The 15,477-nt window shown below is 59.9% G+C and carries 12 protein-coding genes and 1 tRNA gene; 4 read left to right on the top strand and 9 right to left on the bottom strand.

Features of this window, described 5'->3' with window-relative positions; translation table 11 throughout:
- Positions 1–146 precede the first annotated feature (146 nt).
- Positions 147–1,559, bottom strand: coding sequence for a phosphohexomutase domain-containing protein (locus tag ACW4LP_RS03075; protein ID WP_417179138.1), 1,413 nt, complete (start codon positions 1,557–1,559; stop codon positions 147–149).
- Between the two features lie 292 nt (positions 1,560–1,851).
- Between ACW4LP_RS03075 and galE the strand changes: the two genes are divergently transcribed.
- Positions 1,852–3,069, top strand: a complete 1,218-nt coding sequence (gene galE, locus ACW4LP_RS03070) for a UDP-glucose 4-epimerase GalE (protein WP_455803460.1) — start codon at positions 1,852–1,854, stop codon at positions 3,067–3,069.
- Positions 3,070–3,342: 273 nt separating this feature from the next.
- Here galE and ACW4LP_RS03065 read toward each other — a convergent pair whose 3' ends face one another.
- Together ACW4LP_RS03065 and ACW4LP_RS03060 are read right to left on the bottom strand one after the other, a co-directional pair.
- Positions 3,343–3,801 carry a VanZ family protein gene (locus ACW4LP_RS03065; RefSeq protein WP_451917120.1) on the bottom strand — a complete coding sequence of 153 codons (459 nt, stop codon included), beginning with the start codon at positions 3,799–3,801 and terminating at the stop codon, positions 3,343–3,345.
- 5 nt (positions 3,802–3,806) lie between these two features.
- On the bottom strand, positions 3,807–4,493 hold the full coding sequence (locus ACW4LP_RS03060; RefSeq protein WP_114548272.1) for an HAD family hydrolase: 687 nt from the start codon (positions 4,491–4,493) through the stop codon (positions 3,807–3,809).
- Positions 4,494–4,616: 123 nt separating this feature from the next.
- Here ACW4LP_RS03060 and ACW4LP_RS03055 point away from each other — a divergent pair, with 123 nt between their 5' ends.
- Together ACW4LP_RS03055 and ACW4LP_RS03050 are read left to right on the top strand one after the other, a co-directional pair.
- Positions 4,617–5,396 carry an SDR family NAD(P)-dependent oxidoreductase gene (locus ACW4LP_RS03055; RefSeq protein ID WP_161128029.1) on the top strand — a complete coding sequence of 260 codons (780 nt, stop codon included), beginning with the start codon at positions 4,617–4,619 and terminating at the stop codon, positions 5,394–5,396.
- A 24-nt stretch (positions 5,397–5,420) separates the two neighbouring features.
- On the top strand, positions 5,421–6,878 hold the full coding sequence (locus tag ACW4LP_RS03050; protein ID WP_161128030.1) for an aldehyde dehydrogenase family protein: 1,458 nt from the start codon (positions 5,421–5,423) through the stop codon (positions 6,876–6,878).
- Positions 6,879–7,044: 166 nt separating this feature from the next.
- On the opposite strand, the gene ACW4LP_RS03045 is transcribed toward ACW4LP_RS03050, so the two are convergent.
- The 5 genes from ACW4LP_RS03045 to ACW4LP_RS03025 form a co-directional block, all read right to left on the bottom strand.
- Positions 7,045–7,782 carry a nitroreductase family protein gene (locus ACW4LP_RS03045; RefSeq protein WP_202427879.1) on the bottom strand — a complete coding sequence of 246 codons (738 nt, stop codon included), beginning with the start codon at positions 7,780–7,782 and terminating at the stop codon, positions 7,045–7,047.
- Positions 7,783–7,881: 99 nt separating this feature from the next.
- Positions 7,882–8,250 carry a hypothetical protein gene (locus tag ACW4LP_RS03040; RefSeq protein WP_302383637.1) on the bottom strand — a complete coding sequence of 123 codons (369 nt, stop codon included), beginning with the start codon at positions 8,248–8,250 and terminating at the stop codon, positions 7,882–7,884.
- A gap of 224 nt (positions 8,251–8,474) precedes the next feature.
- Positions 8,475–9,299 (bottom strand): DUF4428 domain-containing protein, encoded by an 825-nt coding sequence (locus ACW4LP_RS03035; RefSeq protein WP_302383638.1) that lies wholly within the window; start codon positions 9,297–9,299, stop codon positions 8,475–8,477.
- A 266-nt stretch (positions 9,300–9,565) separates the two neighbouring features.
- The gene (locus ACW4LP_RS03030; RefSeq protein WP_278980019.1) at positions 9,566–11,107 is read right to left on the bottom strand and encodes a helix-turn-helix transcriptional regulator; all 1,542 of its coding nucleotides are present in this window, start codon (positions 11,105–11,107) and stop codon (positions 9,566–9,568) included.
- 188 nt (positions 11,108–11,295) lie between these two features.
- Positions 11,296–12,666: an extracellular solute-binding protein gene (locus ACW4LP_RS03025; protein ID WP_302383639.1), complete on the bottom strand. Its 1,371-nt coding sequence runs from the start codon at positions 12,664–12,666 to the stop codon at positions 11,296–11,298.
- A gap of 321 nt (positions 12,667–12,987) precedes the next feature.
- Between ACW4LP_RS03025 and ACW4LP_RS03020 the strand changes: the two genes are divergently transcribed.
- On the top strand, positions 12,988–13,821 hold the full coding sequence (locus tag ACW4LP_RS03020; RefSeq protein WP_278980017.1) for a hypothetical protein: 834 nt from the start codon (positions 12,988–12,990) through the stop codon (positions 13,819–13,821).
- Positions 13,822–15,352: 1,531 nt separating this feature from the next.
- Here the strand turns inward: ACW4LP_RS03020 and ACW4LP_RS03015 are convergent.
- A tRNA-Gly gene (locus ACW4LP_RS03015) sits at positions 15,353–15,426 on the bottom strand.
- Positions 15,427–15,477: the final 51 nt, after the last annotated feature.

Genomic DNA, 15,477 nt, shown 5'->3' with positions numbered 1-15,477 from the left:
AGACCTTCTGAATAGCGAATAGCGAAACTCCAATTTCACTATTTTTTCGCTATTTTGGTTGTTTTACAAACAGCACTTCAAAAGTCGGGCGGCCGCCAGGGCACAGTGGCTCTGGCGGCCTTTCGTGCGCGTTGTGCCGAGACGGCCTACAGGCTCGTGACCACCGCTTCGGCAGCATCCAGAAGCTCGTTTACCTCGTCGGTGGTGGCCGCCTCGGCGTAGATCCGCACGAGCGGCTCGGTGCCGGAGGGGCGCATCATCACCCAGGCGTCGCCTTCCAAAAGCAGCTTCACGCCATCGCGACGATCCACGTCCAGCACGCGCTTGCCGGCGATCTCGTCGGCCGTGTACGCGGGCACGGTTTCGGCGCGGAAGCGGGCCATCTGCTCGTCGGTAATGGAAAGGCCGCGGCGAGCGAACTCCAAGCGGCCGATATCGGCGAGCATCTCGTCGATGATCGCGCCCAAGTCCTTCCCCGACTGGGCCATGCATTCCGTGAGCAAGAGTGCCATGAGCAGGCCGTCGCGCTCCTTCACGTGATCGGGAAGCCCGATGCCGCCGGATTCCTCGCCGCCGATCATGACGCCGCCCTTTTCCATCTCGCCGTAGATCCACTTGAAGCCGACGGGCGTACTGACGAGCTCCAGCCCCAGCTTGCGGCACATGCGGTCGAGCATAGCCGACGCCGTCACCGTGGACACCACGCGGCCCGTCTCGCCGCGGTCGACCATGTGCTTGGTAAGCAGCGTGATGATGCGGTGGGCGTTCACGTAGTTGCCGCGCGAGTCGCCAGCGGCAATGCGGTCGGCGTCGCCGTCGTTGATGAACAGGGCATCGTAGCCCAGCTCGCCCACTTTCGTGAGGCCTTCATCGACCCAGGGCTGAATGGGCTCGGGATGCAGCCCGGCGAAGGTGGGGTCTTCCGCGTTGTGGATTTCCACGACTTCCACGCCCATGTCGCGCAGAAGGTCGGCCAGGTAGTGGCGGCCGGCGCCGTAAAGCGGATCGCACACCACGCGCAGGTTGGCGCCGCGGATGGCCTCGACATCGACCAGCTCGCGCAGGGCGGCCAGGTAGTCAGTCATGAGGTCGGCCGTTTGGAAGGGGCCGAGGATGTCCGTCGGCTCCGGCGGCAGCACGGCTTCCACGCGATCGGTGAACTCGGCGGGGCTCGCACCGCCATCGGCCATGCGCAGCTTCACGCCCAAATACTCGGCGGGGTTATGGGAGCTCGTGAGCATGATGCCGCCCACCGCGTCGTCGTTATGGGCCACCGACCAGCACAGCGTGGGCGTGGGGCAATAGTCCTCGGTGAGCAGCACGTTGAAGCCCTCGCCTGCGGCTACCTGGGCCGCCAGCTCGGCATAGGCGTGGGCATCCTGGCGGCAATCATGGCCGACGATGAGCGTACCCGGCGCATCGGCGTCGCGACCTGCGGCCACAGCCTCCTCCTTGAAGATGCGGGCCGCCGCCGCGACGACGCGGTTCAGGTTGTCGGGCGTGAAATCCTCGCCGATGATGGCGCGCCAGCCGTCGGTTCCGAAATGAATGTCAGCCATGAGCAATGCCTCCTGGGCTTTTCCTGCGAGTTTTGTTGCGAGAACGATTATAGAGGATGCGGGCCGTGGAAGTCGCTTTTTCGTTGAAGGCGGCTTTCTTTGGGCGCGGGTGAGGCGGGGCGTGAGTCGGGGGGCGGTTCTCCTGACTCCTGAGACCCCCCTGACTCGCTGGCCGCCCTGACCATGCGCTTTCCATCAAATATAGCGGCAAGCCATCCCAACCTGATACCATAGCGTCATGCGATTCAAGAGCGCAAAACCTGCGTCGTCGTTTCCAAGAAAGAAGGCTCCCATGGCGAACGCCCTGCTTGCGAAAGATCCCGCCGAAACCTGCGTACTGGTGACGGGGGGCGCCGGGTTCATCGGTAGCCACACCGTGGTGGAACTGCTCGAGCGTAACTACCAGGTCGTCATCGTGGACGACCTGAGCAATTCCAGTCGCGAGGCCGTGCGGCGCGTGGGCGAAATCACCGGCGTGGCGCCCGTGTTTGCCGATCTGCCCAACGAGGAAGAGGCCGAGGCCGTCGCGGCTGCGGCCGGCGCTGCGGTACGCGAGGTTGCGCCGGGGCCCTCTCTCACCTTCTACGAGGCGAACATTCTGGACCGCGCCGCCCTGGAGACCATTTTCACCATGCACGCCGTGGACGTCATTATCCACTTCGCCGGCTTCAAGGCCGTAGGCGAGTCGGTGGCCAAGCCGCTTGAGTACTACTGGAACAACATCGCCGGCACCCTGGTTCTGTGCGAAGTTGCTCGCGAGCACGGCTGCAAGAACATCGTGTTCTCGTCGAGCGCCACCGTGTACGGCGAGCCGGAGTTCGTGCCCATCACCGAAAGCTGCCCGAAGCACGACGCCACCAACCCCTACGGCTGGACCAAATCGATGCTCGAGCAGATCCTTTCCGACCTGTACACGGGCGACAACGAGTGGAACGTCGTGCTGCTGCGCTACTTCAATCCCATCGGCGCCCACGAATCCGGCCGCATCGGCGAGGATCCCAAGGGTATTCCGAACAACCTGCTGCCCTATGTGGCTCAGGTGGCCGTAGGCAAGCTGGAGCAGGTCGGTGTGTTCGGCGACGACTACCCCACCCCTGACGGCACCGGCGTGCGCGACTACATTCACGTGGTGGACTTGGCCCGCGGCCATGTGGCGGCGCTCGATTGGATGGCCGGGCGCGTGGGTACCGGCGCGCCGATCGGCGTGGGCTCGGTGGCCGGCGAGCCGGCGGAAGACGGAACGCGCCGGGGCGTGGGTATCTTCAACCTGGGCACGGGGAAGGGCTCGTCGGTGCTCGACGTGATTCACGCCTTCGAGGCTGCGTGCGGTCACGAGATTCCCTACCGCATCATGGCCCGGCGCCCCGGCGACATCGCGGAGTGCTACGCCGACGCCACGAAGGCCCGCGACGAGCTGGGCTGGACGGCCGAATACGACATGGCCCGCATGTGCGAAGACGGCTGGCGCTGGCAGTCCCAGAACCCCGACGGCTACGGGGACGCGGAATAGGCGCAGGAGCTTCTCGTGCCCATTTCTCGCAGAACTAGCGCTTTGCGAGGACAATAATTTCGACTTGTTAGAGTTTGCCAGGCGCTCAATAATAGTGCGAATTAGATGATCGTATTCGATTCGCATATTAATACATGAATTACATTATACATAGCAATTCGGTGCGTACTTGAACCTATGCACATGCCTAACAAGTCGAAATTTCCGCCCGAAATCGCCCTCCAGATCTGCCGGAGACTTTCGCTCTCTGATCCCGCCGCTTGCCTCGCCCGATCAACCCATTTGCCTCTTTGCCAACATCTTTTCAAGCGCAAGAACAGCAGCGCTAGCTCCTAATGCGGCTCCCAGGGTGTCGGTGAGCCAGTCGGCGGGGTCGCACACGCGGCCGGGGACGAAGGATTGGTGGAACTCGTCGGTCACGGCGTAAAGACTGGCGAGGGCGATGGCGACGAGGGCGAGCTTTCCCCAACCCAGCGCAGGCCATGTGCGCCGCGCGGCCAAAACGAGCAGCCCACCAAACACCAGGTACTCGGTAAAGTGGGCCGCCACGTTCACGATGTCGGTGTCGGGGCCGAAAACGGGGGCCGCCAGACCCACGAGCCAGCGTTTGATCGCGGCCAAGGGGCCGGTGCCGTCGAAATCGCTGTCGGTATGGGCGGACATGAAAAAGATCACGACCGCCCACAGGGCAACGATAACCCATGAGAGTATGAGGCGGCCTCGCTGCGACACAGGCGCTAGGCTTCCGGAGCGAGAGCGAGAATCTGCTCCGGATCGCTTACGAGCAGGTCGGGTTCCCAGCCTTCGGCGGCGAAATCGGCCGGGTCGTGATAGCCCCAATCCACGCCGACCGCATAACAGCCGGCGTTGCGAGCCACGTGGATGTCGCCCGGTGAGTCGCCGATGTACACCGTGCGCGCCGGCGTGCTTCCCAGCTCTTCAATGGTGGCGAGCAGACCCGTGGGGTCGGGCTTGCGCGGGAAGTTCTGCGGGCCGCCTTCCCCGTGCTGCACATCCACAGCATCGGGGAGGCACTTGTTCATGATGAACTGCACGCCGCCGTCGAACTTGTTCGACAGCACACCCAACTTGCAACCGCGCCGACGCAGCTCGGCAAGCAGGGCGGGGATGCCCGGATAGGGCTTCGTCAGGTCGTTGGGATAGGTGCCGTAGTTCTCCTTCCAGCGGGCGAGGCAGGCGTCGGCCACGTCCTGGGGCGTGCCCTCGGGCACTGCCTGGTACATGAGCGCCTTCACGCCGTTGCCCACATAGGAGTTGATCTCCTCGCGGGTGCGCGGGAGCAGGTTGAATTCGGCGAGCGCATCGTTAGTGAGCACGACGAGGTCGTCAAGCGTGTCGAGCAGCGTGCCGTCCACATCGAACACAAACGTATCGAAGGGCGGCGTTGGTTTTTCAGCAGCCATGAGGCTTTGGTCCTTTCAAGCTTTTATAGAGCCACATCATTGTAACGGTTGCCCGCTTCCAATGCGGAAACAGCCTTCTGACTGTTAGGTTAAACCCACGGTTGTTCAGAAAAGAGACTTTCCATGAATCCTTCGAAACGAGTAGCCATCATCACGGGCGCGTCCTCCGGGCTGGGGCGCGAGTTCGCGCGGCAGCTAGATGCGCAGCAGGTGGCCGACGAGCTGTGGCTTGTTGCGCGCAACGAGAAGGCCCTGACAGACGTGGCCGGCGAGCTGGACACGCCCTCCCGCGCGGTAGCCGCCGACCTCACCAGCGAGGCCGACATCGCGAACATTCGCGCAACGCTTTCCGCGGAAGACCCCCGCGTCACGTTCTTGGTGAACGCGGCCGGCTTCGGCAAGTTCGGCGATTGGCAGACCATCTCCGATGCCGCGGTGGATTCCATGATCGACCTGAACTGCCGCGGGCTGGTGGATATGACTCGTGCGACGCTGCCCTATATGGAACGGGGCAGCCGCATCATCCAGGTGGCCTCCGCCGCTGCTTTCACGCCCTTGCCCCATATGAATGTGTACGCCGCCACCAAGTCGTTCGTGCTGCACTACACGCGCGCCCTGCGCTGGGAGCTGCACGGAACTGGCATCACCGCCACGGCGCTGTGCCCCACCTGGGTGAAGACCGGCTTCGAGAAGGTGGCGCGCACCTCCGGCGGCGGCCACGACGTGGGGCACCTCCTCGGCGAGCAAACGCCGCAGGACGTGGTGCACCGAGCGCTTTGCGCGAACAAGGCCCATTTCGCTGTGGCCTGCGCGAGCCCTCAGTCGGCGGCGCTGCGCCTCATCGGCAAGGTCGTTCCCTCTTGCATCACCATGGCCGGCTGGGACGTGCTGCGTCGGTTGTAACTTTCCCTCGAAAGGAACCCCCTCATGAACGATACCTCTTCCACGCCTTCCACGACCCCCATCCCCAACAACTACGGCGTTGCCACCTCCATGGCTGACGTGCAGAACCAGATCAACGAGATGGAAGCCTTCTTCGAGACCGGCGCCACCTTACCCGTGGATTTCCGCCTGCGCCAGCTGCGCCGGCTGCAAGCCTACTTGCTTGCCCACGAGCAGGAAGCCTTGGATGCCCTCCACGCCGACCTGGGAAAATCCGCCTTCGAGTCGTACGCCACCGAGTTGGGGCTCGTTTACGACGAGATTCGCCTTTACCTACGGAAGCTGCGTCAATGGGCGCGGCCGCGGCACGTGCCTACGCCACTTGCGCACTTCCCCTCCTCGTCCACGGTGTACCCCTACCCCTTCGGCGTGGCCGCCGTGCTCTCGCCGTGGAACTACCCGCTGCAGCTGACGCTCATTCCACTAGTGGACGCCATCGGCGCGGGCAACTGCGTGGCCATGAAGCCGTCGAAGACCTCGCCGCACACGTCGCAGTTTCTGCGCGATATGTGCCGCGAGCTGTTCGACCCGCGCTACGTGTACTGCTGGCACGGATCAAACGACATGAACGACTGGCTGTTGCAGGTGGAATTCGACAAAATCATGTTCACCGGCAGCCCGCGTGTGGGGCGCGAGATCATGACGGCCGCGGCCCAGAACCTGACAAGCGTCACCCTGGAGCTCGGCGGCAAGAGCCCTGTGTTCATCGCCGCCGATGCCGACATCCGCCGCGCCGCCCAGCGCATCGCCTGGGGCAAGTGCCTGAACTCGGGTCAGACCTGCGTGGGGCCCGACTACGCGCTTGTGCACGAGGATGCGGCCGACGAGTTCGTGGAAGAATTGCAGCGGTGGATTCACGAGTACTACGGCGAGGACGTGCTGGCCAGCCCCGACTACCCGCACATGATCAATCAGAAGCACTTCGACATGGTGTGCCGGCTCATTGACGACCGTCCCCAGGGCACCCGCATCGCCTTCGGCGGCCGGCGCAATCCTGAGACGCTGCAGATTGAGCCCACCGTGGTGACGGGCGTGTCCATTGACGACCCGCTCATGAGCCAGGAGATCTTCGGTCCGGCGCTGCCCGTCATCACCTGGCGCGATGTGGACGAGGCGCTGGACATTGTGCGGTCGATCAAGCATCCGCTGGCCTGCTATATCTTCTCGGAGAGCCGCGCGTTCCAACGGCACATCCTGGACGCGGTGCGCTGCGGCGGGGCCACCATCAACGACGTGGTCATTCACGCGAGCAGTAACGCCATGGGCTTCGGCGGCGTGCAGAACTCCGGTATCGGCGCCTATCACGGCAAGGTGGGCTTCGACGCGTTCACTCACTACAAGTCCACCATGAAGAAGTCGACCCTCATCGAGACCGGCATCCGCAACCCGCCCTTCAACGAAAGGAAGATGCGCCTGCTGAAGCTGGTCATGCCGGGGAAGTAGCGAGCGCTGCGCCCTTCTTCCCGCCGCACCTCCCCGTAGGGGCTGACCTTGGTCAGCCCTCGCGAGCGGGACAACCACTCACGACAAAACAGGGGCGACCAAGGTCGCCCCCTACGGGGATCTGAGCGGGAGCCAAGAGAGCGGTTCTCTTGGCTCTTCAAGTCGGTTATTCCGCCCAGCGGTAGAGGGCTGGGCCGGCGCCTATCTCGAAGTGGCACTGGGCGATGCCGAGATCCATCTGGGCAAATGCACCGCGCCTGGTGGACGCGCGCACCACCGGCACGTCGCCCACTTCACCGTCAAGCGAGAAGGAGAACTTCTGCTGGTTTAAGGCTGTGGGAGCGAGCAGGGCCGCGTCCACCCCGCGCTTGAACCACTCCGGTGCCCCGTCGTAGCCCGGGACCACCGCCTGGGGCGCCTTCGACCGGTGCGGCACCCCCTGCGTGGTCCCATATCCGAGCGCTATCACGGCGGCCAGCTTCTGGCCCAGATCCACATTGTAAGCGCGGTTCACCACCTTGTAGGTGCCCCCGACCCAGCAGCTGTTCAGCCCGAGCGACTGGGCCAGCAGCATCAGCTGCTCGCCGTAGTAACCCAGAATGCCGTCGAGCTCCTTGCACTCAGGCCCCACAAGCGCCAGGTAGTTGCGCACATTTGTGAAGTTCACAAGCCGCGCCTTAAAGCCGGTAAAAGCCCGCGGCTCATCAAGCACAAGCTGAATGTTCAGGTTCGCTTCCTCGTTCACCCGGGCGATGGCCTCTCGCAGCACCTCCACCGCCTCGGGCGCGAGGGGCTCGTCGATGTAGCTGCGCACGGCATGGCGCGCCTCAATCGCCTGCATCGGCGTGAGCTGTCCGGCGGAAAAGGGAAGGAGCGCACAAGAGTCGAGTTGCGAGACGGCCATGGAAGTCCTTTCAGCGAAGTTGCCGCGCCCAGCATAGCACAAGAAAGATGAGCTCAAAAAATACAGAGGCTGAGGCCTCTCCTTTTGTCTAAATATGCACTATTTACTATATAAATCAGAGATCCCGGAAGCAGTGTAGTCGAACAAGAAGAACGGGACGTAGATCCCTTTGATCGATTGAATTCGATTCTCATCCTTGAAGCACCTCGGCAGAAACGGCCTTTTCACGTAATGCTTCTTCAGCGCAGCAACGGCCGCATCTTTCTCCAACTTGAACGGGATAACGAGATCGGGCCTGAGCGCGCCTGCAACCCTGGATCGGATCACGGTCGGATTGTCGCAGTAGGGACACGACGCGGCTATGGTCGCATGATCGCAAACGAGCTCGGCCCCGCACGAGGGGCAGCAGCATGATCGCATCTCCTGCTCTTCCGCATCGTCGAACCCCCTGTTCTCGCCAGGCTCCAAGGCGAACCGCCCTCTTTGGAACCCATGTCGGCCTTTTCAGCCGATGCCTCGGGTTCGGTGCGCACGCCATAGAGGGCCTCTATGGCGTCGGAGGCATACGAGCAACCCTGTTTCCGCATCGAATCCGAGAGGATCCGTGCAGGAAGGGCACTGGTAGTTTTTCACGCTCGAAGCCATGGCCGCCTCCGTTGATCAGTTGCCCGGTGTCCGATTCAGCGCGAAGCCTAATCGCCAAGGGCTCCGCCGCAGAACTCGCAACAGTTCGTCGTTGTGGGCGTTGTTGTCGCACCGCAATACGGGCACGCAACCGCTGCTTTGGGCGCCGCCGCCGCTGCGATTTCCTCACGTGCGCTTTGGCGGTTCTCAAGAAGGGTTGCTACTATCCTTTCGCACAGGTCGCGGTACGTACAGTACTCGACGCTGGCTTCGGGATTGAACGTCTCTGCTCCCGAAAGCGAGCCGATAACGAGGTTGATGCTGCCCGGGTTCGCAGAAACCGCAGGCCCGCGCCTCTCTTCGACTTCGACGGTTCGGCTGTTCACCTTGAGGCGCATATCGTCGAAATACGGGTTGTTGACGTAAACGGTTACATAGAAATTGTAGGAGTGGGTGAATCTCGGAGGATCGTAGCTTACGGCCTCGTTGTTCTCGTCGAAACGCGTCACCTCGTCGATGCCCTCGTCGATATCGTAAGTGCATCCCGTGATATCGGAAAGCTCGAGCACATCGGGGTTCGCTTCCGAGTAATTGCGCGCCGAGGTAACCATGAAGCGGCCTGCGTCTTCGTCGACAAGAACCTTGGCGGTTTCACCGAGCGATAGCGTCGTGCGAAACGCGGCGACGTTTTCCTTGTTAGATTCGCGGTATTCAAGCTGCTCCTCGATTTGCGCGACGGTCGAGTGCCGGCGCTCATCGAACCATGGCGACAGCTTGGCTGCGCACGCCTTGCACATGTTGCCGTCCTCAAGCTTGCGGTTGCCCAAAAGACCGATTTCTCCGCCGCAGATAGCGCACTCTTTCTTCTCGAAAAGCTTCCCGAACAGTCCCATGGTTCATCCTCCCTTACCGAATGCAGCATTCAGCCACTGCGACGCCACAGAGGAAGGGCCGCCTGCATTCCTAGCCCGCTTGATAGCTGCCGCGCAGTTCTTGGCGAGCGCCGAGACGGGGTTTGAATTGCGGGGCGAGGTCAGGGCGAGAGCCCTTCCGTTGACTGCATTATGCGGGGGGAGGTCCGCGAAGTTCCATTACCTTATTGGGTATTTCAACGCGAACGCGGGAAAGTACTTAATTTGATCAGGAGCCTGACCGGCAGCTAAGCCTCCGGATTCTGCGAAGCGCCCCCTTCGCCGAAGAGGGCATCGAGCTTCTTGCATCGGCGGAACAGCTCCAGATAGAGCACCAACTCTTCACGCGAGCCGACGTTCAGCTTGCGATATATGTTCGCATTGTGCTTGCGTGCGGTATGGATGCTGATGAACAGACGCTCGGCGACCTCGCTCGTTTCCAAGTTGTCGGCATAAAGCTTTACTATCTTGCGCTCCGTGGCGGTAAGCGTGGCGAAACGAGCCGAAAACTCATCGAGCAAAGAGGCGACATCGGGAGGAAGCAAGCTCGGCTTGATGCTCGCCGCTTTCGAATCCAATACTGAAACGAGCGCGTCTATTTCGGAAAAACCCGTCAGGCCGTCCCCGATGGATCCGTCCGCCTTGAGGGCGTCAACCGCATCGGATATCGGCCTTACGAATCGACGCGACAAATACCGGGACAGCATAAGCGCGACGACGAACAGGAGCGAAGAGGCGACGATGATCTTCATGCGGTCGGCGAAGGCCATCGCGCTGTAATACTCTCGGGGAACGAGGGTGATGGCGCACACGTCCTCGCCGTCTGTTGTCTGCAGGCCAAGCGGCGTGTGAAGGCCGACGAACGTGCCGTTTGACGCCTCATACACGTTGAAGCCGGAGTCCTCGCGAACGTAGAGTTTTTCGGCGTCGGACAGATACGTTGATTTGAGCTCTCCGGTCATGCCCTTGGGCAAGTCCACAACGTCGTTGCTTACAGGGGCTACGGCCGTCATCACAGAGCCGTACTCGCTATCTTGCGCGGGATAGGACAGGCTGAAAAGCAAATCGTTCAATTCCAGACCGCACACCCCGCGAACCGTTCCGTTCGAAGAGCAGACAGGAGCGACGACCATGGCCACGCCCTCCCAGGTGCCGGGAAGCTGCGAACGGCTTGTCCATCGGCAGCTTTCCGAAACCCTCCCGGTCGAACCGCGGAGCATCGTTTCGTATCCGGGCATAAGAGAGCTGTCGAACTCCAGCCTCCACCGATTATGGAGCTCGAGGCTGTTTTCCCGAGCGATTTGGGGCGTCCCGCGAAATAGAACGATATCTTGACCGACAACCTCGCTTACACTGAGATTCGCAAACCTGATGTACACGCCGGCGCGAGAGTTTTCGGCGTTGTCGATCTGTGTGTTGACAGTGGCGTCGATGATGACGAAAGCGCCGCTGCACGGGCTCGTCTCAAGCGCGGTGCGCAACACGGAGAACAACGCGCGTTCGGCGCGGGCAATGCCCTCCGGGTCGTCGTTGAGCTTGGATGTGGGATGGGTGAGCAGCTGGTGATCAAGGGCGTTCGAAGATTCCTGAGACAACGCGATGGCATGGGCGGCAAGCACGCTCGTTTGCTTTTTGACGCTTGCCACTGTGCTGGCATGATGGGCGTCGAGCGCATGACGGAGGTTGCTCTCCCTGATGGAGAACACGCCGAACAAGCTGGCGAGGATGAGCATCGCAGCAAGCAGGACGAAGATCATCGAAGCCCAATATGCGACAAGCTTGCGCCGCATGGAGACTTCCTTGCACGTCGCATGCATAAGCTCGATCGTCTGCCGTATGCGGTTCATGCGCGACTCCCTCCTTTCGCCAACCGAGAATCCGGTTTCAATCTATGGGAATCTGACCTCCCGACAAACAGATGCTAGGCCATCATTCCGCGATCGCATGGCTCGTAACCGGGATCCATGCTGCCGGATTATCAGACTCCCTTCTTGAACTGCTCGTAGCTATCGGCGATGAGCCTGTCGAGAGCCGCGCTGCTTTCGTCTCCTGATTCGATGAAGCTGTTGCGCGCCGCCGAGAGATGCTTTCGCACGTTCGACTCGAAAGCATCTTCAAGCTGCAGATACGAATCGGTTTGAGGGGCTTTGTAAAACAGGTAGTCCCGCTGGGTTTCTATGTAGGCGCGATAAAGCTCAACGTATCTTTGGTCGGTTAGCTTTTCAATGCATTGTGGCAAATAGGAATCGTACGCCTCCTGAACAACGGGCATATAGCCGGTGCTTACGGCAAATTGGCTATTGCGCTCGGGGTCGGTAAGCCACTTCAGGAACCGGATGGCGGCTTGCTCCTTTTCGGGCGTCGACTTTACCGTGCATATCCCTGCCCCTCGCTGCATCACCATCTTCTCCCCGCCGGCGAATGTCGGGACGGGCATGATGTCGAACTCGACGATTTCGGAGGTGTTGTCGGCGCGAATAACTTCGTTGGTGTAATACAGAACGCTCGCCGAAGAGCCAACGCTGGCAACCACCTCCCCCGTCCGAAGGGGATCGGTCGCATAGCCGCCTCCCAGCCACAGGCCTCCGCTGATTGCCGCGCGCGCATAAGGCTGCCACACGCGGGCGAACGTCGAGTTGAACGAGATGTCGTCACCGTCGAAAAACGACGTTCCGAGAGACTCAATGCCCACTTGGAAGTAATCGAAGTGGTAATCATGGGCGAAAAACGCCTTCCCATCGCTTTCGATATCCGGCGTAAGGCTGTCGGTCCATTCCTCGTAGACGCAACAAGCGTCAAAGAGACCCTCCCACGTTCTCAAACTGTCAAGGGTTACGCCTGTTGCAGCGGAAAAGCGGTCGAAATCGGTTTTGTTGACGAAGAACAACTCTGTTGACTTGGCAACGGGCAAACACACAAGATGGCCGTCGACTTCGCCATCTTCCAGAAAAGCCGGCACGAAGGCTGCAAGCTCGTCTTCGGTGAAGTAATCGCGATAATCGACAAGGATGCTCTGATCAGGCAGAGCAAGAACGGTCTTCGGGTAGGAAACGAACATATCGGGCAGCTTCGGCGACCCTGGCTCTCCCGCCGCTGCGGCAATGATGCCGTTGTGGATGTTCTTGTTGTCCGACACCATGGCGACCTCAACCTGGATGCCCTCTTCGACACCAACCGTGTTGTTGAAAACATCGATGAGATCGTTGAGCGGAGAATCCGTCTGGCCACCGTAGACGTGCCAGATGGTGATGGTGGTCGGCTGGTTGCTCTGCGAGCGGACGCAGCCGGCACCGAGCAACAGCCCGCAGGCGAGCGCCAACGAAAGAATGATGCCGACTATCCTTCTCATACGCACAACCCCCCATACATATCGTTGCTTGCAGCAGATAGGAAAAAGATCGAGTCTCACGGCTCATTATGCCAGCAAAACATTGTCCGCGCATCAACTTTCAGAACCGAAGTATTCGATTTAGGCCTTGGATTCAGAAATCATGTGATTGAACTGCGGTTATGCATAAGACAGCGACACTACTCAATTTAAGTATTTTTTCTTTTGCCCCAAGAAAATACCCAACGAGGTAATGGATTAGCAGACTTTCGAAGTGTATCAATAGCGGTGTGAGGCAACCGTCTCACGAACAAAACGTTCGAACTGAGGAGGACGGAAATCATGAAGAGACTGTTATCGATCACCGCGCTGGCGCTCGTAATCGCTTTGAGCCTTGCGTTTACCGGCTGCAGCGGCGCGCAAAAAGACGCTTCGGCGAACTTCCAGGGAAGCTGGAAGATGACGAACGTAGCAGGCGCAACCGAAGACGACATTGCGGCCATGGAGGCGTTCGGCATAAGCGTCGTACTCGACCTCAACGAAGACAAAACTGCTGTTCTTGATATGATGGGCGAGAAAATATCGGGCACTTGGGAAGCAAAAAGCAGTACCGAACTCACGCTGACCATCGAAGGCAGTTCCGCAACGGGCAAACTGAATGGCGAAGAGCTTACGATTGCTGTTGATGGCGAGGAGATGACCTTCCAGAAGGTCAGCGCAGAAGAGGCAGCGAAGATCAAAGAAGATGCCGCGAGCATGGAGGGCATCCTTAGCGACGAGGGAGATGACGCTACTTCTGCCGACAGCGGAGTGACCTACGATGCCTCCTTCACTCCCGTCACCGTTGTTGACGACGACATGTGGACGATTGACGTCGTGGCGAAGAAGAGCGACGAATGGGGAGGCTCGGGCTACGTTGTTGACGTGAACAATAAATCCGACAAGCCCATCTACGTAACGGTTCCCTCTGATGCGTGCTCCGTCAATGGCAAGATGGTCGATTTCTGGGGCGGCGAAGTCGTATTGCCTGGCAAGCTGGCAGAGGGCGCGTTCTTCTATGCCGATTCCGATGATGTCGCAAGCGTTAGCGAAATGACGAACGTCGAGATGGTTATTGAGGTCTGGGATAATGACACTTACGAGACGCTGGCATCTTACGACGTAACGTTGAACTAGCAATTGCGGCTGCCGCCTTTCTTCTGGGCAGTTGCAGATGAAGCATGAGTTCTTATGAAGACCGGCTCTTCCACTTGACCTGGCGATACCGAGCAGATCCGGAAAACACCGGATCTGCTCCGTCATTCAGCTCATCTGCACATCGCCGGGCGGCTGAGGCAAACGCGATTCAAGATTGAGCAACGCTACGGCCTGCCTATCAAATCAAACCAGCAGGGCTGCGATCGCCGGACCCATTAGCGGCCCCCATCGCTTTGGTATTTGAAAAAGCTGCTGAGATCCCCCCGCTCGTTTCTCCGTCTTCGGCTTTCCGAAAAGAAACATCCCTTCTTTGATGCTTGGCTAGATTATTGGGAATGGACGGGTAAGCAGCAAACGAGAGGGGTGTTTTTCGGTTCTATTCGCCCCATCGGAGGGGCGCGAGAGGATTTTTCTACGAAGGGAGGAGGACGCGAAGCTTTGCGTTCGCAATATGGAATCGCAGGATCGCCGATTGGCAGGGTTTTGGGTTAATGACCCTGGCGTTTCACGGGGTTTCCCAGGTTGCAGGTTGTTCCACGGTATCTTAGCCAAATAATTAGCCCATATTCGCCCACATAGAGCTGCTCAAGAGAATAAATATGGTCAGAGATTACGTTCCGACCTGGTGTTTTATTGGTCGCGAGGGCTGCATTCGAGCCAACGACCTTCAGGCTATGACCCGAAGTGCTGGTATGACCGAGCTCGTCTGCCGTACGGGGGTCGAGCAAAAGTGTTTCGTGGCGCGTCCTCGAAAGGGGCGCGCCACAATAGCCGACGATCTTGTGAAGTCATGCGGGGAATTCAGTCCGATCTGGGAAGGTTAACCTCGGTCTTCTGCCTTATACCTTATGCCCCTTCGCGAGAGAACCATCTGCCGTCTTCCCACCAGACGTCCTTCCCTGATCCTCCGACCTTGAGCGAGTAGTGGACGACAAAACTTCCGAACAACTCCCCGCCGTACTCGCGTTTGCGCAGGATGTTTCCGACGTCTCTCTCATCGACGCCTTCATCATGAGGATGGGGCTAGCCTGGCTCCTGGCGGCCTCCTTGGGCTGCGGATTCATCGGAATCTATGCGGCGCAGGCGGCGGCGCCGGTTCCGCCCGCCCTCATCGGCTTCGCATACCTCCGGCTATGGGCGAGAAGGAACTCGCCCGCGCATCAGTGAGTCAGAGGGCCGTCCCCCTGACTCACGCCAAGCAGCGGTCTTTCGCTCTCGAAACAATATCCGCGTCCCAAAAAACGAACGACCCCGCCGGAAGGCGGGGTCGGGAAGTTCATGGAGCGGGCGACGGGACTCGAACCCGCGAATACAAGCTTGGGAAGCTATTTCCATCCCGAGCTCCATTTCCGAGAAAACCGCTCGTCACCTGCAAAATCGCTTTTAGAGTTTAGCGCATGGCGAGAAGTTCGTCAAAAAGTTCGTCAAATTTCAACTGTTTTCAAAACTGGACATCTGCAAGAGAAAAATCGAAGGGCACCGACAAACGCCGATGCCCTTCGTTGATTGCTGGAGCGGGCGACGGGACTCGAACCCGCGGTACAGGCTTGGGAAGCCTGGGCCTTACCACTTGGCGACGCCCGCAATTCATTCGCTGACTAAACGCAGCGCTTGAATTATAACGCATCCCAAGCA

It is taken from the genome of Adlercreutzia sp. CNCM I-6215 (genome assembly GCF_977072315.1).
Note: the sequence above shows the minus strand (reverse complement) of the source record. Positions and strands in the feature narration are given on the sequence as shown.